20 protein-coding genes are annotated in these 22,629 nt (G+C 42.5%); 9 read left to right on the top strand and 11 right to left on the bottom strand.

The window, feature by feature from the left end; genetic code table 11:
• Positions 1 to 12: 12 nt before the first annotated feature.
• The 7 genes from RHO15_01155 to epmB form a co-directional block, all read right to left on the bottom strand.
• The gene (locus tag RHO15_01155) at positions 13 to 699 is read right to left on the bottom strand and encodes an ABC transporter permease (GenBank protein WVD64151.1); all 687 of its coding nucleotides are present in this window, start codon (positions 697 to 699) and stop codon (positions 13 to 15) included.
• Complete coding sequence (locus RHO15_01150) at positions 699 to 1,382, bottom strand: ABC transporter permease subunit (protein ID WVD64150.1); 684 nt, start codon at positions 1,380 to 1,382, stop codon at positions 699 to 701. Before RHO15_01150 ends, RHO15_01155 begins: the two co-directional genes overlap by 1 nt.
• 60 nt (positions 1,383 to 1,442) lie before the next feature.
• Positions 1,443 to 2,246 (bottom strand): transporter substrate-binding domain-containing protein, encoded by an 804-nt coding sequence (locus tag RHO15_01145; GenBank protein ID WVD64149.1) that lies wholly within the window; start codon positions 2,244 to 2,246, stop codon positions 1,443 to 1,445.
• A gap of 25 nt (positions 2,247 to 2,271) precedes the next feature.
• Positions 2,272 to 3,018 (bottom strand): ATP-binding cassette domain-containing protein, encoded by a 747-nt coding sequence (locus RHO15_01140; protein WVD64953.1) that lies wholly within the window; start codon positions 3,016 to 3,018, stop codon positions 2,272 to 2,274.
• A 54-nt stretch (positions 3,019 to 3,072) separates the two neighbouring features.
• Positions 3,073 to 4,212 (bottom strand): aminotransferase, encoded by a 1,140-nt coding sequence (locus RHO15_01135; protein ID WVD64148.1) that lies wholly within the window; start codon positions 4,210 to 4,212, stop codon positions 3,073 to 3,075.
• 106 nt (positions 4,213 to 4,318) lie between these two features.
• Positions 4,319 to 5,272, bottom strand: coding sequence for an ornithine cyclodeaminase family protein (locus tag RHO15_01130; protein WVD64147.1), 954 nt, complete (start codon positions 5,270 to 5,272; stop codon positions 4,319 to 4,321).
• Positions 5,273 to 5,625: 353 nt separating this feature from the next.
• Positions 5,626 to 6,648: an EF-P beta-lysylation protein EpmB gene (epmB, locus tag RHO15_01125; GenBank protein ID WVD64146.1), complete on the bottom strand. Its 1,023-nt coding sequence runs from the start codon at positions 6,646 to 6,648 to the stop codon at positions 5,626 to 5,628.
• 33 nt (positions 6,649 to 6,681) lie between these two features.
• On the opposite strand from epmB, the gene efp reads away from it, so the two are divergent.
• The 6 genes from efp (at position 6,682) to RHO15_01095 (ending at position 13,068) form a co-directional block, all read left to right on the top strand.
• Positions 6,682 to 7,248: an elongation factor P gene (efp, locus tag RHO15_01120; GenBank protein ID WVD64145.1), complete on the top strand. Its 567-nt coding sequence runs from the start codon at positions 6,682 to 6,684 to the stop codon at positions 7,246 to 7,248.
• Between the two features lie 189 nt (positions 7,249 to 7,437).
• Entirely contained in the window at positions 7,438 to 8,334 is an 897-nt protein-coding gene (gene xerD / locus RHO15_01115) for a site-specific tyrosine recombinase XerD (GenBank protein WVD64144.1), read from the top strand.
• Positions 8,335 to 8,391: 57 nt separating this feature from the next.
• A complete protein-coding gene (gene dsbC / locus RHO15_01110) occupies positions 8,392 to 9,096 on the top strand; it encodes a bifunctional protein-disulfide isomerase/oxidoreductase DsbC (protein WVD64143.1) in 705 nt (234 codons plus the stop codon).
• 89 nt (positions 9,097 to 9,185) lie between these two features.
• On the top strand, positions 9,186 to 10,916 hold the full coding sequence (gene recJ / locus RHO15_01105; protein WVD64142.1) for a single-stranded-DNA-specific exonuclease RecJ: 1,731 nt from the start codon (positions 9,186 to 9,188) through the stop codon (positions 10,914 to 10,916).
• Positions 10,917 to 10,943: 27 nt separating this feature from the next.
• On the top strand, positions 10,944 to 12,317 hold the full coding sequence (mpl, locus tag RHO15_01100) for a UDP-N-acetylmuramate:L-alanyl-gamma-D-glutamyl-meso-diaminopimelate ligase (protein WVD64141.1): 1,374 nt from the start codon (positions 10,944 to 10,946) through the stop codon (positions 12,315 to 12,317).
• A 205-nt stretch (positions 12,318 to 12,522) separates the two neighbouring features.
• On the top strand, positions 12,523 to 13,068 hold the full coding sequence (locus RHO15_01095) for a DUF1440 domain-containing protein (GenBank protein ID WVD64140.1): 546 nt from the start codon (positions 12,523 to 12,525) through the stop codon (positions 13,066 to 13,068).
• Between the two features lie 76 nt (positions 13,069 to 13,144).
• Here the strand turns inward: RHO15_01095 and RHO15_01090 are convergent, their stop codons facing one another.
• From RHO15_01090 to RHO15_01080, 3 genes are read right to left on the bottom strand one after another with little or no spacing between them, the layout of a single operon-like run.
• On the bottom strand, positions 13,145 to 14,446 hold the full coding sequence (locus RHO15_01090; protein ID WVD64139.1) for a pyrimidine-nucleoside phosphorylase: 1,302 nt from the start codon (positions 14,444 to 14,446) through the stop codon (positions 13,145 to 13,147).
• A 19-nt stretch (positions 14,447 to 14,465) separates the two neighbouring features.
• Positions 14,466 to 16,418, bottom strand: a complete 1,953-nt coding sequence (locus tag RHO15_01085; protein ID WVD64138.1) for a bifunctional 2',3'-cyclic-nucleotide 2'-phosphodiesterase/3'-nucleotidase — start codon at positions 16,416 to 16,418, stop codon at positions 14,466 to 14,468.
• Between the two features lie 12 nt (positions 16,419 to 16,430).
• On the bottom strand, positions 16,431 to 17,627 hold the full coding sequence (locus RHO15_01080; protein WVD64137.1) for a nucleoside transporter C-terminal domain-containing protein: 1,197 nt from the start codon (positions 17,625 to 17,627) through the stop codon (positions 16,431 to 16,433).
• Between the two features lie 176 nt (positions 17,628 to 17,803).
• Between RHO15_01080 and deoC the strand changes: the two genes are divergently transcribed.
• From deoC to RHO15_01065, 3 genes are all read left to right on the top strand, one after another.
• A complete protein-coding gene (gene deoC / locus RHO15_01075) occupies positions 17,804 to 18,484 on the top strand; it encodes a deoxyribose-phosphate aldolase (protein WVD64136.1) in 681 nt (226 codons plus the stop codon).
• Between the two features lie 25 nt (positions 18,485 to 18,509).
• A complete protein-coding gene (deoR, locus tag RHO15_01070) occupies positions 18,510 to 19,268 on the top strand; it encodes a DNA-binding transcriptional repressor DeoR (protein ID WVD64135.1) in 759 nt (252 codons plus the stop codon).
• A gap of 119 nt (positions 19,269 to 19,387) precedes the next feature.
• Positions 19,388 to 20,626, top strand: a complete 1,239-nt coding sequence (locus RHO15_01065; GenBank protein ID WVD64134.1) for a phosphopentomutase — start codon at positions 19,388 to 19,390, stop codon at positions 20,624 to 20,626.
• Between the two features lie 84 nt (positions 20,627 to 20,710).
• Here RHO15_01065 and ettA read toward each other — a convergent pair whose 3' ends face one another.
• A complete protein-coding gene (gene ettA / locus RHO15_01060) occupies positions 20,711 to 22,378 on the bottom strand; it encodes an energy-dependent translational throttle protein EttA (GenBank protein ID WVD64133.1) in 1,668 nt (555 codons plus the stop codon).
• Positions 22,379 to 22,629: the final 251 nt, after the last annotated feature.

Genomic DNA, 22,629 nt, shown 5'->3' with positions numbered 1-22,629 from the left:
TGATGTCTGAAATTACCATTCAATTATTTGTTTGTTCATTTTTATTTCTAGAATGCGAAACAGGCGCGTTAAAATAAACGTCATCGCGATATAGAGAATAGCGGCAGAAATAAATATCTCGTAGGGACGATAGGTATTGGAAACAATATCACTGGCGACACCAGTAAGATCCATAATGGTAATCGTACTGGCCAGTGAGGTGGCTTTGAGAATAATAATGATCTCATTACTATAAGCCGGCAGCACTAACTTAAAAGCCTGTGGCAAGATAATCGTTTGATAACGCTGGAACTTTGTCATACCAAAAGCATAACCGGCCTCAATCTCGCCGTGAGGTACCGCTTTTATCGCACCCCGGATAATATTCGCCGTATAAGATGAAGTATTTAAACTTAAAGCTAATACTGCGCAAAAAAACGGCTCTTTAAAGAGCGGCCATAAAAAACTTTCACGAATACTCTCTAATTGCCCGAGTCCGTAATAGATCAGAAATATTTGCACCAGTAATGGTGTTCCTCGAAAAAAAGTCACATAAAAATGGGCAAAAAATCTAACCGGTTTATTACCTTCGACCCAGGCAATCGCCACGGGGATCGCAATCATCAGTCCGATAATTAGTGAGCAAAGTAGTAACTCTAAGGTGACGACCAGCCCTTTAAGTAAATCGGGAAAACTGTCTAAAATAAGTTGAAAATCCATTATAAAGCCACCTTTTCACTACGACGCGTACGGCGTTCTAAATGTTCCAGAATCAACACATTAATGAGCGTTAAAATCAAATAAGTGGCTGCTGCAATAATATAAAATCGGAAATAGTGGCCAGTATCGCTGGCGGCAATATAGCTGACGCGCATCAGCTCTTCTAATCCGACCAGGGAAATTAATGAGGTCGATTTGATGAGTGAGAGCCAGTTATTACCCAGTGCCGGCAATGCATATCGCCAAATAAGGGGTAATTTGATAAATAAGAAACAGTTTAGCCGTGAAAAACCAAAGGCGTACGCCGCTTCAATTTGCCCTTTCGGTAAAGCCAGCATTGCACCACGAATCGATTCTGCCGCATAACCACCAAAAATAATACTGAGGGCAAATACACAGGTCACGAGCGTTGGAATTTCGATATAGTCATTTTCGCTGGCCAGTAAACTGATCAGCTGTGTACTACCGAAATAGATAAAAAAGATAATCAGCAGTTCTGGTGTACCACGAATAATGGTGGTGTAACTGTTACCTATAAATTTAAGCAGGGTAGATTTTGATTGTTTGGCACTGGCCACGCCAACACCAATAAATAACCCAAAAAATAGTGAAATAAGGGCAGCTGTCAGTGTCATGACAACACCTTTAGCAAGCTGGCTTTCCCATCCCAAAAATAATGACATGTGATACTCCGCAAATCGAGTTTAATCCCTTAAGGCTGACTGGCAATAAGGGCTAAATAATTATTGCCAAACTGAGGGTAATACGGTGAATGACCAATATTTTTGATTAATGGCTTTAAAGGTGCCATCTTGATACATCGAATTTAAAGCTGTATTAACCTGATCGAGGAGCTCGGTATCATTTTTACGCATTGCAGCGGCAATACCAATGCCGAAATACTCAGGTTTATCGATCTCAGGTCCCATAAATTGATACGCTTTATCTTTATCATTTTCTAATAGCGTCGACCATAAATTAACCGGCCCACCAATGACAAGATCAACCCGCTCGGCTTTGAGATCTAAAATCATATTATTCACGGTATCGTAACGACGCACTTCAACACCAGGGAAATTCTCTTTTACATAGCGATCATAGGTTGAAGAGCGCTGTAAACCGACCACTTTCCCTTTTAAGGCAGTAGGATTGGGTTGACCCTCTTTATCAAATAGCGCAATTTTTAGTGATGTCGGGCCAACAAAACGGGCGGTGGAGGAGCGATAAGGTACACTAAAATTAACGGTTTTTAAGCGCTCATCAGTGACTGATAATGCGGTAAATAACACATCAAATTTTCTCGCTTGTAATGCGGGAATCGAACTGGCGAATGGGTTACAGATAAATTCCGGCGTACGACCAATCCGGTTGGCCACTTCTTTGGCGATATCGACATCAAAGCCTTGTATATTGCCTTGCGCATCACGATAAGTAAAGGGTTGATAGGTACACTCCGTGCCGATACGTAAGGGTTTATTCACCGCCAGAACATTAAATGATAATGTTGAAATGAGCACTGCGCAGTAACAATAAAATAACTTTTTCATCCATTTCCCTTTTAATAATTATAAGTTATAAAACGCTGTGTAAAAATTGTTGGCAACGCGCTGATTGTGGATTGCCAAAGACCTGTTCTGAGGTGCCGCGTTCTTCCACGAGCCCTTGGTGGATAAACATCACCTGACTAGATATTTCACGCGCAAAGGCGATTTCATGCGTGACAAGCACCATTGTGCGTCCCTCTTCAGCCAGTAACTGAATAATTTTTAATACTTCACCAACCAGCTCTGGATCCAGTGCCGAGGTGGGTTCATCAAAGAGTAATATCTGTGGCTCCATCGCCAGCGCTCTGGCAATCGCGCAGCGCTGCTGTTGGCCGCCAGATAACATGGCAGGATAAGCATCGCGCTTGTGATAGATGCCGACTTTATTGAGATATAACTCAGCGCGGTCAATCGCTTCTTTTTTCGAGATACCCAATACCTTCATTGGTGCAATTATCACATTATCTAAAATGGACATATGATTCCAAAGGTTAAAACTTTGAAACACCATGCTGACTTGTTTGCGAATATCAATTAGCTGTTTACTATGCTGAACCGATTTCTGGCCATTAAACACCACCTCTTGATCATAGATTTTAAGGCGGCCTTGATCTGGAGTTTCTAATAAATTCAAACAACGTAAAAAGGTACTTTTACCCGAACCACTCGAACCAATAATACTGACGACATCATGACTATGGGCAACCATGTTGATACCTTTAAGGACTTCCTGGTCACCAAATTTTTTATGGATATCGGTTGCCGTCAACACGATATTGTTTTGTCGATTTTCCAAACTTAACCTCTTTTATTCAATCATGTGAGCGTATTAAAGCTGCTTCTCACTTAATGTTCTTAAAAATTCAGACATTTTACGCAAACCCTGTTTGAGAACTTGTGGATTATTAGCATAACCGATACGAACAAATCCTTCCATCTCAAGTACACTGCCCGGGCATAACATGACGCCGGTTTGTTCTAATAGCTGGACACAAAAATCCCATGATGGCATATCGAAGGCGTATTTTAGTAAAGCTGTTGTGCCGGATTTGGGTTTAACATAAGAGATCGCCGGTTCATTGTTAACCCATTCATCTAAGATTTGGCGATTACTACGGGTAATGTGGTGATTACGTTCGAGCAGCTTATCGATGGCTTCCAGTGCTAAGGCGGCAAAATAGTCATCGAGCATACCGACACTAATCGTATTATAGTCACGATGGGTAATCACGGCCTCGATCAGTGAGGGAATATTAGAGACAATCCAACCTAAGCGTAGTCCCGCTAGTGAGTAGGCTTTTGACATACTACCCGTGCTGATACCTTTTTCATATAAGTCAACGATTGAAGCGGTAAAACCATTACCTTCTTCATCTAAGCCACGATAGACTTCATCGCATAAAATGTAGGCGTCAATACTTTTGGCAATCTCAATAATTTGGTTGAGAAAGGCTTTATCCATCAATGATCCGGAGGGATTATTGGGATTGTTTAGTGCGATCAATTTCGTTTTTGGTGTGATCAGTTGTTTGAGCTCGTTGAGATCAGGTAAAAATTGATTCTCTGGACGAAGTCTCAACAAATCAACTTTGGCGCCATAGCTTTTGGGTATCGACTGATGCTGTTGATAAGTCGGTAGCACGGCGATAACATGATCGCCCGGTTCAACCAGTGTTTCATAGATCAGTGCATTAGCACCAATCGCACCATGTGTAATGAGCACATTGTCTTTATCTTGTTTCTCATATAATTTAGCGACATTGGTTCTTAAGCGCACCGAACCAGTAATCGCGCCGTAAGTGAGTTTTAGTGGCATTAAATCGGCTAAGAGCTGCTGCTCGGTTTTGTTGGTTAAGGCCATTAATTGTGTGATGGTTAAGGATTCGACACAGGTTTCTGCCAAGTTGTACTGACAGTGGTTCTCATAGATATCCATCCAACGTTCAACACCAAATACATCAATTTTCATAATCTTATTCTCTTGTTCTTTATGCCCAAAAATAAATGGCTTAAGGCCATTTTTTATCTCGCTATTTTATTGCTTAATTAGAGCGATCTTAACCTAGTTATTGAGTTTATATTTGCTGATAGATAGCATAAGCAATCGCGATATCTTCAATCCCTAAACCAATCGAACGGAAGAAAACCGATTTTTGATAGCTTGGCTCAGGACATTGATGACAACATAAATCCGCTAAATCCCCGACAATCTTATCCGCTGACCATTGATGCTGCTGCGCAGCTAAGACCATTTCTCCGGCACTGTGTGGGGTAGTTTTTTTATCGTCGCAATACACATCGAGTGTTGATAAGAGGGCCGGATCTATTTCATGTGCCTGCGCAATATTGGTACTAATTGAGGTAATGAGTGCGGGTTTGCGTAACTGCTTAACGTCGATAACCGGTTTGCCTGATGAGGTGCATAGCATGATGACATCAGCATCATCAATGCAGGCCTGATTACTGTCACAAAGGCTGATGCGATCATCGAGCGCTTTAAATTGAGTTTGTTTGGACTGATTGAGTGCCAGATCCGGTGAGTAAATACGGATTTCTTGCCAGTCTCTTAAGGCTAAAACATGTTTTAAATGGGCAAGGCCAATCGCACCTGTGCCGATGAGCGCGAGAATTTTACTCTCTTTTCGTGCCAGTTTATCTATCGCCAACGCCGTCGTTGCGGCGGTTCTTTCGCGTGTTAGCCGGCCTGAATCACAAATTAATAGCGGCTGACCTGTTTTCATCGACATTAATATGGTCCAGGCCGTTATAATGGGTGCACTATCAGTGGCAATATAAGGTGATAATTTGGCGCCGAACACATCAACATGACTTAATACCCCCTGATAAGTGATAACATCGCCACGATTTTGAGGAAAGAGCGTCAAACTTTGCGCCGGCTGGGCAACTTGACCTTGACTGAGGGCTGTGAAGGTTTGCTCCATAATGACTAAAACGGAGATTTTTTCAAGATATTGATCTAACTCTTTATCACTTAATACACTCACTGCGTTAATTGTCGGTCTTTGCATTGATATTCTCTCTGTCATCATATTCGTCTTTATTGAGAATAATTCTCTTATTATGACGCTAAATATAATCTTATTTTTGAGATTATCCTAATATTTTTTTACTAATAATGCATAAATATGTAGTTTTTTGTTATTTTAGTCATGTTTTATTCATTTTTAACTTTTTTACCGGCAAGCTGATTTACCGCTTTTAATGAATCTATTGATGAACTAAAATCCTGTTTTGAGTGGGACATATTCATAAAAGTAATCACAGAGAATATGATTATCATCAATGATCATATTGATGTGACTTATTTCACTTAATGGCTGAACGATATTCTGTTCATATTGAGTGCAGCTATCGCAGCTGATTAATAATTAAGTTGTGTTTTATTTTTTTCACCGCCGATTTCTCGCGTGAGTTTCGGTAATAAATAGCCTGATACTTGGGTTGCCAGTATGCGCATAATCGCAAATGCTTGCTCGTCTTCGACTAAAAAATGCGCTGCGCCCTGAACCTTATCGAGCACATGTAAGTAGTAAGGTAATATACCGCAATCAAACAGTCGATTACTTAAATCGGCCAGCGTTTTGGCATTATCATTGACCCCTTTTAACAAGACACTCTGGTTAAGCAGGGTGACTTGTTGTTGCTTTAATTTATCCATCGCAGCAGCAACATCACCATCGATCTCATTGGCATGATTGATATGGGTGACAACAATGATTTGTAAATGGCTCTCGGCCAAATGTTGACATAATCTGTCGGTAATTCTTGCCGGTATGACGACCGCTAATCGGGTATGAATACGCAGTCGTTTAATGTGAGGGATCTGTTCTAGCTGTTTGATCAACCACTGAATTTCATGATCTTTGGCCATCAGCGGATCGCCGCCAGACAGAATGATCTCATCTAATTCTGGATGCGCCTTAATATAGGCCAGCGCTTTTTGCCAGTTCTGTTTATTCCCCTGATTTTGCTGATAAGGGAAGTGACGACGAAAACAGTATCGGCAGTTGATTGCACAGTTGGTTTTAGTAATAAAGAGTGCTCGGTTTTGGTATTTATGCAGCAAACCGGGTATGGGATTAGCTTGCTCAGCAAGCGGATCCTGGCTAAAACCGTCAGTTAACGTCAGCTCTTTTGCATCGATCATCACTTGCCTTAACAGCGGATCGGCAATATCCCCTTTTTGCATTCGCTGTATAAACGCTTTTGGCACGCGAAGTGGAAACTGTTTTTTAGCCAAATAAGCCGGTGCCGGAATGGTATTGGGATCCAGCGCTAATAATGAAAATAACGCTTGCGGATCGGTGACCACATCGGCTAACTGTAGAAGCCACGCTTCTTTATTATTTGGAACTTGTTCGATTTGTTGTATAATATTACTCATTTTTGATCAATGTGATTTTTTTGAGGACTTCTCATGGCAACTTTTAGTACTAATGAGTTTAAAGCTGGCCTAAAAATAATGCAAGATGGTGAGCCATGCGTTATTGTTGAAAATGAATTTTATAAACCGGGAAAAGGCCAAGCGATAAACCGTGTTAAAATTCGTAAACTATTATCAGGCAAAATGGTAGAGAAAACGTTTAAATCTGGTGATAGCGTCGAAAGCGCAGATGTCATGGATATGAACTTAACTTATCTTTATACCGATGGTGAATTCTGGCACTTTATGAATAATGAAACATTTGAGCAGTTATCCGCCGATGCGAAAGCCGTTGGTGATAGTGCAAAATGGCTAGTTGAACAAGCCGAATGTATTTTAACTTTATGGAATGGTCAGCCGATTGTGGTCACACCACCTAATTTTGTTGAATTAGAAATTACCGAAACTGATCCTGGCTTAAAAGGTGATACAGCCGGTACGGGTGGTAAACCTGCTACATTAACGACGGGCGCAGTGGTGCGTGTACCACTGTTTGTGCAGATTGGTGAAGTTGTTAAAGTCGATACTCGTTCAGGTGAATATGTTTCACGTGTAAAATAGTGATGCGATGAGATTTGAATAAGCTGCTTATGGCAGCTTTTTTTATATCAATAAAATGATATATGGGTCTTGACGGGTCTGGTTTATCAGATTCATACTCGTATCTTATCCGCAAATAAAATTTATGCAGCCGCATGTTTTTAAGTCAATGGCGATGTTAGGCTGAGAATAGATGATAGGAATGTAATTGTGATACAAGATGAGCAGCTCATCGAACAGTTTTTAGATTCACTCTGGCTTGAGCGTAGTTTGGCGCAAAATACCCTCGAATCGTATCGCTTAGATCTGAAAATATTACTCTTTGCATTAACACGGCAAGAGGTGACGTTACTTTCAGCGCAAACGATGCATCTACAAGACTTATTACTTGAGCGTGTTGAGTCGGGTTATAAGGCAACCAGCTCTGCGCGCTTATTAAGTGCGATTCGGCGTTTATTCCAGTATTTATATCGTGAAAAATATCGTACTGATGATCCCGCTGCCATTCTCTCTTCACCCAAGTTACCCAAAAACTTACCGAAAGATTTGACCGAGAAACAGGTTGAAAAACTGCTGCAAGTCCCCCGGCATGATGATCCGATTGAATTACGCGATAAAGCGATGCTGGAGGTTTTATATGCGACAGGACTTCGGGTCACTGAGCTGGTGAGCCTTGAGATTAATGATATTAGTTTAAGGCAAGGTGTGGTACGTATTATTGGTAAAGGAAATAAAGAGCGACTCGTCCCATTAGGAGAAGAGGCGATATATTGGATCGAATATTTTTTCCAATATGGACGCGATGATCTATTAAAAAGCGGTCCGATAGATGTGCTGTTTCCGAGCCGATTGGGCAAGAAAATGACTCGCCAGACTTTCTGGCATCGAATAAAATATTATGCCATACTAGCAGGGATTAACATTGAGATGCTATCACCTCATGTTTTGCGACACGCGTTTGCAACGCATTTGCTTAATCATGGTGCTGATCTTCGTGTGGTGCAGATGTTGTTGGGTCACAGTAGCTTATCGACAACGCAAATTTATACCCATGTTGCGACTGAGCGGCTGAAAAAACTACATCAACAACATCATCCTCGCGCTTAGTATAAGTATGACAATAAGAATAAAGATTTTTCGACAATATAAGGATAGGTAATTTAAATGAAAAAAGTCATTGTATCATTAGGATTAATTGGAACGCTTTTAGCGGGTTATTCACAAGCGGGCGAAAAAGAGATTCTCGCCTCATTAACCGCTATCAAATTACCCACAACAGATGTAAAAATTGCCCCATCTCCGATTAAAGGCATGAATATCGTCACCACATCACAAGGGATCTTTTATGTCTCTGATGATGGTAAATATATCACGCAAGGACCGATTTTTGATATCAGCAGCGGCACACCACAAGATATTTCTGCCTCGACTGTGTTAAATCTGGTTAAAACGGTTGCAAACGATGCTATCGTTTATAAAGCCGATAATGAAAAATACAATATTTATGTGTTCTCTGATGTGACTTGTGGTTACTGTAAAAAACTTCATCAAGAGATGGCTGACATCAATAAAGCCGGTATCACTGTTCACTATTTAGCTTTCCCGCGCCAAGGACCAGATTCTCAAGCGGGTAAAGATATGCAGTCTATCTGGAGCTCAGCTGATCGTAAAGCCGCTTTTGATAATGGCTATAAAGGTAATAAAGTGCCAGAAGCAAACAGCGTGGTGCCTTATGTGAAACAACAGTATCAAGTGGGTCGTGAGATCGGTATTAGCGGTACGCCAACAATTGTTTTACCTGATGGACAAGTGATTGCCGGTTATGTTTCTGCAGATAAATTAAAAGAAATTTTAGATCAAAAACACTAATCAGCCGACAAACGCTATTTTGTTTTGTGATAAACACAACACAACACAACACAACACAAAACAAAATAGCCGCTAACTTCATATTATTAATGAATATAACATTAAAACAACGCGAATTATCAGCCGTTAATCCGCAATTTTCTGATGATACCCATCCGTTATTACAGCGCCTTTACCTGCTGCGAGGTATCGACTCAGATGAAGAATTAGTTCGTAGCGCGAAAGGGTTACTCACCTACCAATTGCTTACCGGTATTGAGCAAGGCATCGCCATTTTATATCAAGCCATCACCACTGACGCGAACATTATCATTGTTGGCGATTTTGATACTGACGGTGCAACCAGCACCGCATTAATGATAAAAGCGTTGCGAAGTTTAGGTCTTAATCACGTCAATTATATTGTACCGGACCGTTTTATGGATGGCTATGGACTGGGCGAGAACGTGGTCAGGCGCGCAGCGGCGCAACAAGCCGCGCTGATTATCACGGTCGATAATGGTGTTTCATCCCATGCCGGTGTCGCTTTAGCGCACCAGTTAGGCATTAAAGTGATTATTACTGATCACCATCTGCCGCCGGCCCAGTTACCCGAGGCCGATGCGATTATTAATCCCAACTTAACTGATTGTGCATTTCCATCTAAGTCATTAGCCGGTGTCGGTGTCGCCTTTTATTTTATTCTGGCTTTACGCGCTTATTTAAGACAGTTAAATTGGTTTTCCCAGCAAGGTCTGGCTGAAATCAATATGGCGAATCTGCTGGATTTGGTCGCATTAGGTACGGTGGCTGATGTGGTCACGCTGGATAAAAATAATCGTATTTTAGTGCATCAGGGGATTAGCCGAATTCGCAGTGGTTATGGCTGCGTAGGCATCAAGGCGTTAATCGATATCGCCAAAAAAGATTGTCGTAAACTCTCTGCTATGGACTTAAGTTATATTTTAGCGCCTCGCTTAAATGCGGCTGGACGCATGGAGACCATGTCTTTAGGGATTGAGTTGCTATTATGTGACGATCCAATCCGTGCCAAACAGATGGCGCAAGAATTAGATTTACTCAATAACGAGCGCCGGGATGTTGAACAGTCAATGCAGACTGAAGCGGTGGCGTATGTTGAGCTTATTGAACAGAGTTTACCAGATATTCCCCAAGGCATTGTGATTTATCATCCTGAGTGGCATCAAGGCGTTATTGGTATTTTATCGGCTCGAATCAAAGATCGTTACTATCGTCCGGTCATCTCATTTGCGCAGGCCGGTGATGGAGTATTGAAAGGGTCTGGACGTTCAATTAATGGCTTTCATCTTCGTGATGCCTTAGAGCGAATTGACTCGCTTAATCCTGGTTTAATCGACTGTTTTGGTGGTCATGCGATGGCAGCAGGCTTAACCATTTCTGAAGATAAATTCAGTGACTTCAAACACTGTTTTGAGCAAATTGCTCATCAGATGATTGATGAAAACTTATTAAATCATGTTGTTTTATCTGATGGTGAACTGGCAGGTGAACTGTTTACCTGTGACACCGCCCGTCTCATTCAAGATGGCGGCCCGTGGGGACAAGGTTTTCCTGAACCTTTATTTGATGGTGGGTTTCGATTGCACCAACAGCGCATTGTCGGTGAAAAACATTTAAAAGTGGTCGTTGAACCCATACAAGGTGGCCCACTGATTGAGGGGATTGCATTTAATATTGATATCCAGCAGTGGCCTGATCAATCGGTTAAAACAGTTAAACTCGCTTACCATCTTGATATTAATGAGTTTCGCGGCAAACAAACATTACAGCTGCTGATCAGACATCTGTGGCCATTATAACTATTTATCGTTTGTAGGAATTATTTTATGCATATTCATATTCTGGGGATTTGTGGCACCTTTATGGGTGGCATCGCTTTAATTGCCCGTTCATTAGGCCATAAAGTGACCGGTTCGGATCAGAATGTTTATCCGCCCATGAGTGAATTACTGGCCAACGAACATGTTGAGATTATTCAAGGCTACGATCCCAGCCAATTACAACCGCAACCCGATCTGATTATTATTGGTAATGCGATGTCTCGGGGTAATCCTTGTATTGAATATATTTTAGATAATAATTTGCCTTATATCTCCGCGCCTCAATGGCTACATGATCACGTGCTGCGTGAACGCTGGGTTATTGCCGTTGCGGGTACACATGGTAAAACGACCACCGCCGGTATGGTCAGCTGGATTTTAGAGCAGTGTGGCTATCAACCTGGTTTTGCAATCGGCGGTGTACCGGGTAATTTTGATGTGTCAGCGCGCTTGGGTAACAGTAATTTCTTTGTTATTGAAGCCGATGAATATGATAGTGCTTTTTTCGATAAACGTTCAAAGTTCATGCATTATTCGCCGAAAACGCTAATCTTAAATAATCTTGAATTTGATCATGCGGATATTTTTGATGATCTGGCAGCTATCCAGAAGCAGTTTCAGTATTTAGTTCGCTTAGTACCGAGTAAAGGTAAAATTATTGTGCCTAAAGATGATAATAATCTCAAGCAGGTGTTAGCGCGAGGTTGTTGGAGCGAACTTGAGTATACCGAGTCGACCGAGGGCTGGCTTGCCGAGCGAATTAGTGGCGATGCGAGCCATTTTAAAGTGCTTTTTAATGGGCGCAGTGTGGGCGAAGTTAACTATAATTTAGTCGGCGAACACAATATGCACAATGCGCTCATGGCGATAGCAGCTGCCAGAAATGTCGGTATTGAGCCACAAGATGCTTGTGCTGCACTGGGCCAGTTTATTAATGCTAAGCGGCGTTTAGAACTGTATGGCGAAGTCAATGGTGTGGAAATCTACGATGATTTTGCGCATCATCCGACAGCCATTTTTGCCACATTAGAAGCCTTATGCAGTAAAGTAGACGCTAATCGCCGGGTTTTAGCGGTATTAGAACCTCGTTCCAATACGATGAAACTGGGCGTGAGTAAAGATGACTTAGCCCCTTCACTAGGTCGTGCAGATGAGGTTTATCTGTTTCAGCCGGAGTCGCTCCCTTGGTTAGTGTCAGAGGTTGCTGATCATTGTATTCAACCAGCCTATTGGTCTGGCGATATCGATCTGTTGGTTGATATGATAGTCAACTCAGTTAAACCGAATGATGTGATTTTAGTGATGAGTAATGGTGGCTTTGCTGGTATTCATGCAAAAATTTTGAAACGTTTAAAAACTAAGTTTGATAAAAAGATATAAATAATCATTGTACTACCTGAGGGTATTAGGTGCCTTTTACTCATCTTGACTGTTAATAGCCGGTTTAATGAGTCTTGCTGAGCAAGTGAAAATCCGGTTTGCACTTTTGCTAAATATCGTTAATATCAGCAATGATTTACATAAAAAAATAACTTTGATGATGAGTTTAGGACAATACAATAACACGATAACTAAGGAGAACATGATGTTTGGAAATAAAGTGAATCGACAGATTATTATCTGGACCACCATTATTGGTGGTTTTATGAGTTCATTGGTAAAGTGGGGGTCAGAAGTCAATATGCCGCCACGTGTTCCGGGTGAGATTTCACCGCCAGCGGCGCATATTGATGCGTGGTTTGGATGGTTAGGATTTAACTCACATTCGCTAGACTATGTCTATCAAACGGCAATTGTCCCTGGTGCTGTCACACTTTACCACTGGTTATTTAGTTTTGCTTTTGCCTTTGTTTATGTCGCGCTTGCTTACTACTGCAATAGAATTAGACTCTGGTACGGTGCGTTATATGGTATCATTATTACAGTTGTCATGCATGGTTTCCTGATCCCGTTATTAGGTTTCCGATTTCCAGTTTATGATCAAGGTGCCAGAGGTTGGTTGTGGAATCTCAATGGCTATGAATTATGGAGTGAGATACTGGGCCATATCTATTGGGCCGTGTCTATTGAAATCTGTATGATTGCGGTGTTAGCCCATTTTTCTCGACCAATCAGAGGTGCCTGGCACTAATTGATTGATGATGAAGATCTATTTGATATCGTCATGATGTATCTGCGCTCAATAAGAGCGCAGATAACGATCATTACTAATGTGTGATAACGGTATGGATTAATTGTTGCGGTTTTGCGGTATCGGCAATCGTTATGCTGTTATAAATTTTTTGCTTAATTGCCTCAATATCCGCACGATTGCTATGAATCGTTAGCAGTGATTGGCCGACTTTAATGGCATCCCCAACCTTCTTATGCAAGACAATACCAACAGCAAAATCAACCTTATCGTCTTTGGTTGCGCGTCCAGCCCCAAGCTGCATCGCCGCAATGCCAATTTCATCGGCAATCATTGACGAGATAAAGCCACTCGTTTTCGCGGGCAGTTCAATTTTATATTGCGCTTCCGGTAGACGCTCTGGATGATCAATCACGGCACTATCGCCGCCTTGATCGCTAATTAACTGTTTAAACTTGGCGATGGCTTGACCGTTTTTCATTACCGCTTCGAGCTGATGACGAGCCTCGGCTAAAGAGTCGGTTTTACCGGCTAAAACCACCATTTGGCTACCGAGTGTCAGCACTAGCTCATGTAGATCGGCTGGGCCTTGTCCTTTTAAGGTCTCAATTGCCTCTTTAACTTCGAGTGCATTACCGATAGCGAAACCCAGCGGCTGTGACATATCAGAAATAATCGCCATGGTTCGGCGACCGACATTATTGCCGATTTTTACCATCGCATGCGCGAGCTCTTCGGCTTGCGCATCGGTTTTCATAAAGGCGCCTGCACCGGTTTTTACATCTAAAACAATCGCATCTGCCCCAGCGGCAATTTTTTTACTCATAATCGAGCTGGCGATCAGTGGAATTGAATTCACTGTTGCTGTGACATCGCGTAGCGCGTATAACTTTTTATCTGCTGGCGCTAAGTCACCGCTCTGGCCAATGACCGCCACTTTATGCTGATTGACCTGATTGATAAAATCTTTGGTACTCATTTCGATTTTAAACCCGGGAATCGTCTCAAATTTATCTAAGGTGCCCCCGGTATGGCCTAAGCCTCGGCCACTCATTTTGGCTACAGGAATATCCAATGCGGCAACCAGCGGAGCTAAGACTAAGGTGGTGGTATCACCCACGCCACCGGTTGAGTGTTTATCGACTTTGATACCTGCGATAGCTGAAAGATCAATGGTTTCACCAGAATTGACCATTGCCATGGTTAAATCAGCTCGCTCTTGCTCATTCATATTTTGAAAATAGATGGCCATTAAAAAGGCACTGGCCTGATAATCGGGAATCGTTCCTTTGGTATACCCTTGCACAAAGAATTCAATTTCTTGTGTCGTTAATGCATGTCCATCACGTTTTTTGGCAATAATGTCAACCATTCTCATGGGATTGTCCTCTGTAAGATTATTTTCTATTTTGTAGATCTAAACGATAGACGGCATAACCAGTACTATCATTGCTGATGAATGTCATTGGATATTGTGCCTGCTCCTGAATAAAGATTTTTGCAGCTTCAGTTGGCGAGGTCTCGACGCGAATATCCAATTTCAATGGACTGTGAATTTCACTGATTTGCCAATGATGATTTAGTGGCACGCTTATTGCGCCATTGTCAGCGGTTTGTTTGGCAATGTAACGGGCTAAGATCTCTTTCACAGGATCGGGTGAGTTGATCACCACATGCTGCTCGCCGGATCCCGGAAAAATGCCGGTAAAAGCACGATAATTATTCATTGCCATGATAAATTTTTGATCCTCATCAAGGGGTTTACCCTGATAAGTTAACTGCTCAATACGCTGCGTCTTATCATTGATTAACTGACAATCACTATTATAACGAGGTGGTTTGGTTACATCAATTTCATAGGTAATGCCGCCCTCGATAATATCAAAATTAAACAGCCGGAAGTGCGCCCAGTTAATTAAGTATTGTGGCGCAGTATTCTCTATATCAATTTGATTAAAAACCCCGGCACTACACTCCAGCCAGGCTTTTAGATCTCGCCCAGTCAGAGTAATGGCCGCTAAGGTATTGGCATAAACATAAAGATCATTGGCACTTTTGACCGTGAGTTCACCGGCGGGAATTTCGATATAAGCGCTAGGATCATTTTTACGCGAGCCGGCTTTAAAGGGAGCGACTGCTGAGATAACCGGCAAATCGGCTAAATCAGGATCGCCTTGAATAAAGGACTGAATATAATCGATTTGTGCGAGATTGATGAGTTTGATGGTGGCATCGTCTTGGACCAGCGCCAGATCGCTAAATAAAGGGCTAGCCGTTTTACCAATCACGGTATTCATATACTGGCGAGTTTGCTTAAAGTCGTCCGCTAAGATTTGGCTGACCTGCGGGTCTGCATCAACCAGCGCCCGACTATTGACTGTATCAAAGATGGCTCTGGTCTGAGCAACCGAATCGATAACTTGCCACCCCTGATCTGTTTTTGTCAGGGTTAAATCAATCATCCCTAAATGATCACCCCACTGACCTGGCATCACCGCAGGAATACCATTAACATGGCCTTTTTGATTATCGATGCCGGTTAAATGAGCAAAGCTTGGCCCCGGAAAAAGACTATGGGTATGGCCAAATAAAATCGCATCGATATCTTTCACCGTGCTTAGATAATAAACCGAATTTTCTGCCATCAGTTTATAGGGATCGGTGGATAAACCAGAATGAGCAATCGCGATAATAATATCGGCCCCGGCCGCTTTCATCTGCGGAACAAATTGTCTGGCAGTCTCGGTGATATCGTTCGTATACACTTTATCACTCAGATTATTTTTATCCCACTGCATGATTTGCGGCGGGACAAAGCTGATATAACCGATTTTGAGTGAATGAGTCTGACCCGCTCTGTCTGTCACTGGCTTATCTAAAATCACATAGGGCGTAAAGTAAGGCTGCTTAGTGTTTAGGTCAAAAACATTCGCATTAATGTAAGGGTACTGTGCGCCTTTTATCACGCTATCGAGAAATGGCAGACCATAATTAAATTCATGATTACCCAAACCACCCACGGTATATTGCAGGCTATTTAAGGCTTTAATCGCCGGATGGGTTAACTTATCCCAGCTAGGCTGACTAAATGCCCAATCACCCATTGGGCTACCTTGAATCAAATCACCATTATCCACTAACACAAAATTATGCTTTTCTGTTTGTGCCTGACGAATTAATGCCGCAGTTCGGGTAAAACCATAGCGGGGAGTCGTGGCCTCTTTATAAAAATCATAATCCATCATATTCGCATGGATGTCAGAGGTCTCCATGATTCGCAGATCAACGGTGACTGCTTGCACTTGAGTCATTGATAGCCCGATGATAAAGGACAGTACTCTTTTTTTCATGATATTTACCGATTAAAATTGCAGATCGAAAACGACACTGACGATGGTTGCGCTGAGTAAACTCACTAAAGAAGCGCCAAATAAGAGCCTTAGTCCATGTTTGGCAATCGACTGGCCTTGTCTTTCATTGAGCGCTTTGAGCGCGCCGGAGATGATGCCGATCGAGGAAAAATTAGCAAAAGAGACTAAGAATACCGAAATAACCGCCTGCGAACGTCCACTAAACAGGGCAATATGTTCTTTAAACAGGGTCATCGCAGCGAACTCATTGGCTAATAATTTCGTTGCCATAATTTCTGCTGCATCAATACATTCATGTAAAGGAACACCGATTAAGAAAGCAAAAGGTGAAAATAGATAACCCAGCACCTGTACAAACGTAATATTAAAGATAGCGGCAAACACACCATTTATCATAGCGATTAAGGCGATAAAACCGATTAACATGGCACCCACCACGATAGCGACTTTAAAGCCATCAATAATATATTCGCCTAACATTTGGAAGAATGTCTGTTTGCCGGCTTCATCCTGCATCTCGATCTGTTCCTCTTTTTCATCAACGACATAAGGATTAATCATGGAAGCAATAATAAAACCACCAAACAGATTAAGGATAATTGCAATCACCACATATTCAGGTTTAAGGATAGTCATATAAGCGCCCACAATGGCCATCGATACCGTTGACATCGCTGAAGTACATAACGTGTATAAACGGCGTTCGGGCAGATGATCAAGCTGTTTTTTAATCGAGATAAATACCTCTTGCTGACCTAAAATGAGCGCTGCAATCGCATTATAAGACTCGAGTTTGCCCATCCCATTGACTTTACTTAATAGCCAACCCAAGCCTTTAATAATTAAGGTCAAGATTCGACAATATTGCAAAATACCAATCAATGCGGATATAAAGACAATCGGTAACAGGACATTAATAAAGAAGTTGAATTCGCCTTGATTGACAAGCCCGCCGAACACAAAATTGACCCCTTCGCTGGCATAGCCCAATAAGTAATTAAAACCGCGATTAATCGAGCCAATAATCATATTACCAATCGAGGTGTTTAATAGGATAAAGGCGAGCATAAATTGAACCAGAATCATGATGGTGATATAACGATAGCGGATAGCCTTCCTGTCAAAGCAAGCTAACCAAGCCAGCAGTAAAACAACCAGAATACTGATTAAGCCAATAAAGTAATGCATCGTCGTCCTCATGAATAAAATATTATTTAATTACGCTATTTTAGGACGAAAAGCTTATAAATGTTACTGCTTTCTCCATTAAATGAGATTTGAGTCACACAATCATTCAGTTTTGTTGTGATGGTATCATTTTGTGATAATATATTCATCAATGATACCGATACAGGAGAAGCAGCATGAGTGTTCAAGCTATTGATTATGCGCGTTATATTGATCACACCTTATTAAAGATGGATGCCACTGAGGCTGAGATTATCAAGATTTGTCAGGAAGCGATTGAACATCACTTCTATTCTGTCTGTGTCAACTCGGGTTATGTGCCGTTAGTGGCGAAAACCTTAGCGGGTTCTGAGGTAAAAACCTGTAGTGTGATCGGTTTTCCATTAGGGGCCAGTTTAACCAGCGTTAAAGTGTTTGAAACCCAAGCAGCCATCGCGGCTGGGGCCAATGAAATTGATATGGTGATTAACGTTGGCTGGTTAAAAAGTGGTGATATTAGCGCGTTCATCGATGATATTCGTCAGGTGAAAATGGCGACCGGTGAGGTGATATTGAAAGTGATTTTAGAGACGTGCTTATTAAGTCAAGCGCAAATCAAACAAGTATGTGAAATTTGTCAGCAGCTCAATGTCGACTTTGTTAAAACCTCAACCGGTTTTAGTAGCGGTGGCGCAACGGTTGAAGATATTAAGCTGATGCGTGAAACCGTCGGGCCAACGATGGGCGTAAAAGCGTCAGGTGGCGTTCGTTCGCAAGAGACAGCCAAGGCGATGATTGCGGCCGGTGCAACCCGTTTAGGCACGAGTTCTGGCGTCGCGATTGTTGCAAACCAGCAGGCTGGTCATAGTCACTATTAACAGGATATTGAGCTGAGATAATACCGTGAAAAAGCGTGAAGATCGAATTCAAAAACTCGTCGAGTTACTTGAACAGACCGAAAAGATACATTTAAAAGAGGCGGCTAAGCGACTGGCGGTCTCTGAGATGACGCTTCGACGTGACATTAGTTTACTCGATCCCTCGCCACTCAATTTGTTAGGGGGATATATCATTTTAGCGGGAGATCAAAAGCGATCGACCAACTATTTTCTTTCTGATCAGCAGCAGCGCCATATTGATGAGAAGCGTTACATCGGTGAGCTGGCAGTGAGTTTAGTGGCGGAGAATGATGTGATCTTTTTTGACTGCGGTACCACTATGCCATTTATTATTGAGCGTATTCCTAATACGCTCCCTTTTACAGCAGTCTGCTATTCACTGAATGTATTTTTGGCGCTGCAGCAAAAGGAGAATTGTAAAGTGATTTTATGTGGCGGCGAGTTCTCTGCAGATAATGCGATCTTTGTACCAATTAATGCACACTCTCCTTTAGATCTTATTTGTCCAACCAAATCATTTATCTCAGCCGCCGGTATTTCAACCAGAGGTGTGACCTGTTTTAATTTTCATGAGGCGAACTGGAAAATGAAAGCGATCGAGCGATCACAGCAAAATATTTTAATCGCCGATTCTAGTAAGTTTGATGAGCAGCGACCGGCTTATTTCGGCCAACTTGATGATTTTGACATCTTAATTTCGGATGCGATACCGGATAGCTATCGTACTTATTGCCGCAATCATTATGTAACGGTGGTAATATAAAAATAGTACCTGTTAGCCGTCGTTTTCACATGACTGGCTTATGTGACATTGCATAGATGAAATCTTCAAAAATAGCGCGATCTAAACCGGCGATGGCTTATTTCAGCGGAGGAAGTGAAATGAAACGTGTTTTTATTATGGTGCTCGACTCATTTGGTATTGGTCATGCACCCGATGCTGAAAAATTTGGTGATCATGGCGCTAACACGCTGGGACATATCGCAAAATGGTGTGCCCAGCATCGTCAGCATCCTGATGGCACGCCCTTTCCGCTGACCTTACCCAATTTAAGTCAGTTAGGCTTAGGTAAAGCGGCTCTGGGTGCCTGTGGTAGGTTCCCGATTGGCTTGGATGAACGGGCCAATTTGATCGGTTCCTATGGCTATGCCGCCGAAATCTCATCAGGTAAAGATACGCCTTCAGGGCACTGGGAGATCGCCGGTGTACCGGTACTGTTTGACTGGGGCTATTTTAGTGATACACAAAATAGCTTTCCACAGCCTTTGCTAGACACTATTGTCACTAAAGCCAATTTGAGTGGCTATTTGGGCAATTGCCACTCATCAGGTACGGTGGTACTCGATGAGTTAGGTGAAGAGCATATGCGCACTGGCAAGCCTATTTTTTACACTTCAGCAGATTCGGTATTTCAAATCGCCGCTCACGAAGAAATCTTTGGTCTGGAACGTTTATACGCGTTGTGCGAACTGGTTCGTCAAGCGCTCAATGAGGGCGATTATAATATTGGTCGTGTGATTGCGCGTCCTTTTATTGGTGATAAAAAGGGCCATTTTAGTCGTACCGGTAATCGACATGACTATGCGGTAGAGCCACCTGCGATGACGGTCTTGCAAAAATTAGTTGAGGAGAAACAGGGCCGAGTCGTGTCTATTGGTAAGATTGCCGATATTTATGCGCATGTGGGGATTACGCATAAAATCAAAGCGACTGGTATTGACGCCCTATTTAACGAAACGCTCAATGAAGTTAAAAAAGCGCAGAATAATACGATTGTCTTTACCAATTTTGTCAATTTTGATTCAGATTTCGGTCATCGACGAGATATCGGTGGTTACGCCGCGGCTTTGGAGTTATTTGATCGCCGATTACCTGAGTTACTCGCCCTGATCCAAGCGGATGATATGCTGATTTTTACGGCTGATCATGGCTGTGATCCAACCTGGCACGGTACTGATCACACCAGAGAGTTTATTCCGGTGTTAGTCTATAGTCCGGCTTTACCGGTCACGGATTTAGGTCAGCGTGATACGTTTGCCGACATTGGTCAGACGATTGCTCACTATTTTGGTCTGTCGCCAATGGATTATGGTAAAAATATGTTTGATTTTAAACCATAATGACTTCGGTTTCGGATAAAAAAGGCCTGTTTTTACAGGCCTTTTTATTGGGACAGCGTTTTTAATTGTTAGCTGAGTATTCAACTATTTTACCATGCGCTTATATTTGGCACGTTTGGGTTCGACCGATTCCGCACCTAGCGTGCGTTTTTTCCACTCTTCATATTCGGTAAAGTTACCTTCAAAGAACTCAATATGTCCCTCATCCTGATAATCAAGAATATGGGTGGCAATACGGTCCAAGAACCAGCGGTCATGTGAGATCACTAATGCACAGCCCGGAAATTCGAGTAGTGCATTTTCCAGTGCCCGTAATGTTTCCACATCAAGATCATTGGTTGGCTCATCGAGTAGTAATACGTTACCACCAACCTGTAGCAGTTTCGCCAGATGGACGCGGCCACGCTCACCGCCCGATAATTCACCGACGCGTTTTTGCTGATCGATACCTTTAAAGTTAAATCGACCGACGTAGGCGCGGCTTGGCAGCTCGAAATTACCGATACGCATGATATCCTGACCATGAGAGATCTCCTCCCAAACGGTTTTCTTATCATCCATGCTATCACGGAACTGATCCACTGCGGCGAGCTGAACCGTATCCCCTAACGTAATAGAACCTGAATCGGCTTGCTCTTTACCGGATAGCAGACGGAATAGGGTTGATTTACCCGCACCATTGGGGCCAATAATCCCAACGATAGCCCCTTTAGGAATGGTAAAGGAGAGATCATCAATTAATACCCGATCACCATAAGATTTAGTCAGATGGGAGACCTCGATGACTTTATCCCCTAAACGTGCCCCAGGTGGAATAAATAACTCATTGGTTTCATTGCGTTTTTGATAATCAGTACTATTGAGTTCATCAAAGCGGGCTAAGCGAGCTTTACTTTTTGCCTGACGACCTTTAGGGTTTTGACGTACCCACTCAAGCTCTTTCTCGATCGATTTACGACGCGCCGCTTCAGCTGAGGCTTCTTGTGCTAAACGTTGATCTTTCTGCTCTAACCAGGAAGAGTAGTTTCCTTCCCAAGGAATCCCTTCACCACGATCGAGCTCTAAAATCCAGCCCGCGACATTATCCAGGAAGTAACGGTCATGGGTGACGGCAACTACAGTACCTTCATAATCATGTAAGAAACGCTCTAACCAGGCTACAGATTCGGCATCTAAGTGGTTGGTTGGCTCATCGAGCAGCAGCATATCCGGTTTTTCTAATAACAAACGACACAATGCAACGCGGCGTTTTTCACCCCCGGACAAGAATTCAATTTTGGTCTCCCAATCTGGCAAGCGCAAGGCATCAGCGGCTCGCTCAAGTTGATTGTTGAGATTATGGGCATCATGGGTTTGGATGATGGCTTCAAGCTGAGCTTGTTCCTGAGCAAGTTTATCAAAGTCGGCATCGGGATCGGCATAAGCGGCATAAACTTCATCAAGTCTGGCTAAGGCATTTTTCGCTTCACTCATCGCCTCTTCAACCGCTTCTCGCACGGTTTGCTGAGGATTCAGTTTTGGCTCTTGTGGTAAGTAGCCGATTTTTAAACCCGGTTGTGGGCGTGCTTCACCTTCAATTTCAGTGTCGACACCGGCCATAATGCGTAACAGGGTTGATTTACCTGAACCATTCAGGCCAAGTACACCAATTTTTGCCCCAGGGAAAAAACTTAGAGAAATATCTTTCAAGATATAGCGTTTCGGCGGAACAATCTTGCCGACGCGGTTCATGGTAAAAACATATTGTGCCATGGGCTTATCCATTCATCAGTTAAGGTCGGCATCTATTGTAACCTTTCTATTCAAAGGATCTAGCGTTTAGCCTCATTTTATTGAATTATTTTGTTGCTTGTTGCTTGTTGCTTGTTGCTTGTTGCTTGTTGCTTGTTGCTATCGCTTATCTATTTTGCTCGACATGCAATTAAAAAGGCCATCGACTGGCGGCTGAGAAAAGCGATAACGCGTTAAGAAAAAATCACAATAATTGATAAATATCTAATAAA

The sequence above is a fragment of the Orbaceae bacterium lpD01 genome (assembly GCA_036251705.1).
Classification (GTDB): domain Bacteria; phylum Pseudomonadota; class Gammaproteobacteria; order Enterobacterales; family Orbaceae; genus Utexia; species Utexia brackfieldae.
The sequence above is the reverse complement of the archived record's forward strand: the minus strand, read 5'-3'. Positions and strand labels throughout refer to the sequence as shown.

Coding starts and splice junctions, on each gene's coding strand:
- epmB (WVD64146.1), bottom strand. CDS start 6,648: ATGAGTAATATTATACAACAAATCGAACAAGTTCCAAATAATAAAGAA.
- mpl (WVD64141.1), top strand. CDS start 10,944: ATGCATATTCATATTCTGGGGATTTGTGGCACCTTTATGGGTGGCATC.
- recJ (WVD64142.1), top strand. CDS start 9,186: ATGAATATAACATTAAAACAACGCGAATTATCAGCCGTTAATCCGCAA.
- RHO15_01150 (WVD64150.1), bottom strand. CDS start 1,382: ATGTCATTATTTTTGGGATGGGAAAGCCAGCTTGCTAAAGGTGTTGTC.
- RHO15_01135 (WVD64148.1), bottom strand. CDS start 4,212: ATGAAAATTGATGTATTTGGTGTTGAACGTTGGATGGATATCTATGAG.
- RHO15_01155 (WVD64151.1), bottom strand. CDS start 699: ATGGATTTTCAACTTATTTTAGACAGTTTTCCCGATTTACTTAAAGGG.
- RHO15_01080 (WVD64137.1), bottom strand. CDS start 17,627: ATGCATTACTTTATTGGCTTAATCAGTATTCTGGTTGTTTTACTGCTG.
- RHO15_01095 (WVD64140.1), top strand. CDS start 12,523: ATGTTTGGAAATAAAGTGAATCGACAGATTATTATCTGGACCACCATT.
- RHO15_01130 (WVD64147.1), bottom strand. CDS start 5,272: ATGCAAAGACCGACAATTAACGCAGTGAGTGTATTAAGTGATAAAGAG.
- ettA (WVD64133.1), bottom strand. CDS start 22,378: ATGGCACAATATGTTTTTACCATGAACCGCGTCGGCAAGATTGTTCCG.
- deoC (WVD64136.1), top strand. CDS start 17,804: ATGAGTGTTCAAGCTATTGATTATGCGCGTTATATTGATCACACCTTA.
- RHO15_01065 (WVD64134.1), top strand. CDS start 19,388: ATGAAACGTGTTTTTATTATGGTGCTCGACTCATTTGGTATTGGTCAT.
- efp (WVD64145.1), top strand. CDS start 6,682: ATGGCAACTTTTAGTACTAATGAGTTTAAAGCTGGCCTAAAAATAATG.
- RHO15_01085 (WVD64138.1), bottom strand. CDS start 16,418: ATGAAAAAAAGAGTACTGTCCTTTATCATCGGGCTATCAATGACTCAA.
- dsbC (WVD64143.1), top strand. CDS start 8,392: ATGAAAAAAGTCATTGTATCATTAGGATTAATTGGAACGCTTTTAGCG.
- RHO15_01090 (WVD64139.1), bottom strand. CDS start 14,446: ATGAGAATGGTTGACATTATTGCCAAAAAACGTGATGGACATGCATTA.
- RHO15_01145 (WVD64149.1), bottom strand. CDS start 2,246: ATGAAAAAGTTATTTTATTGTTACTGCGCAGTGCTCATTTCAACATTA.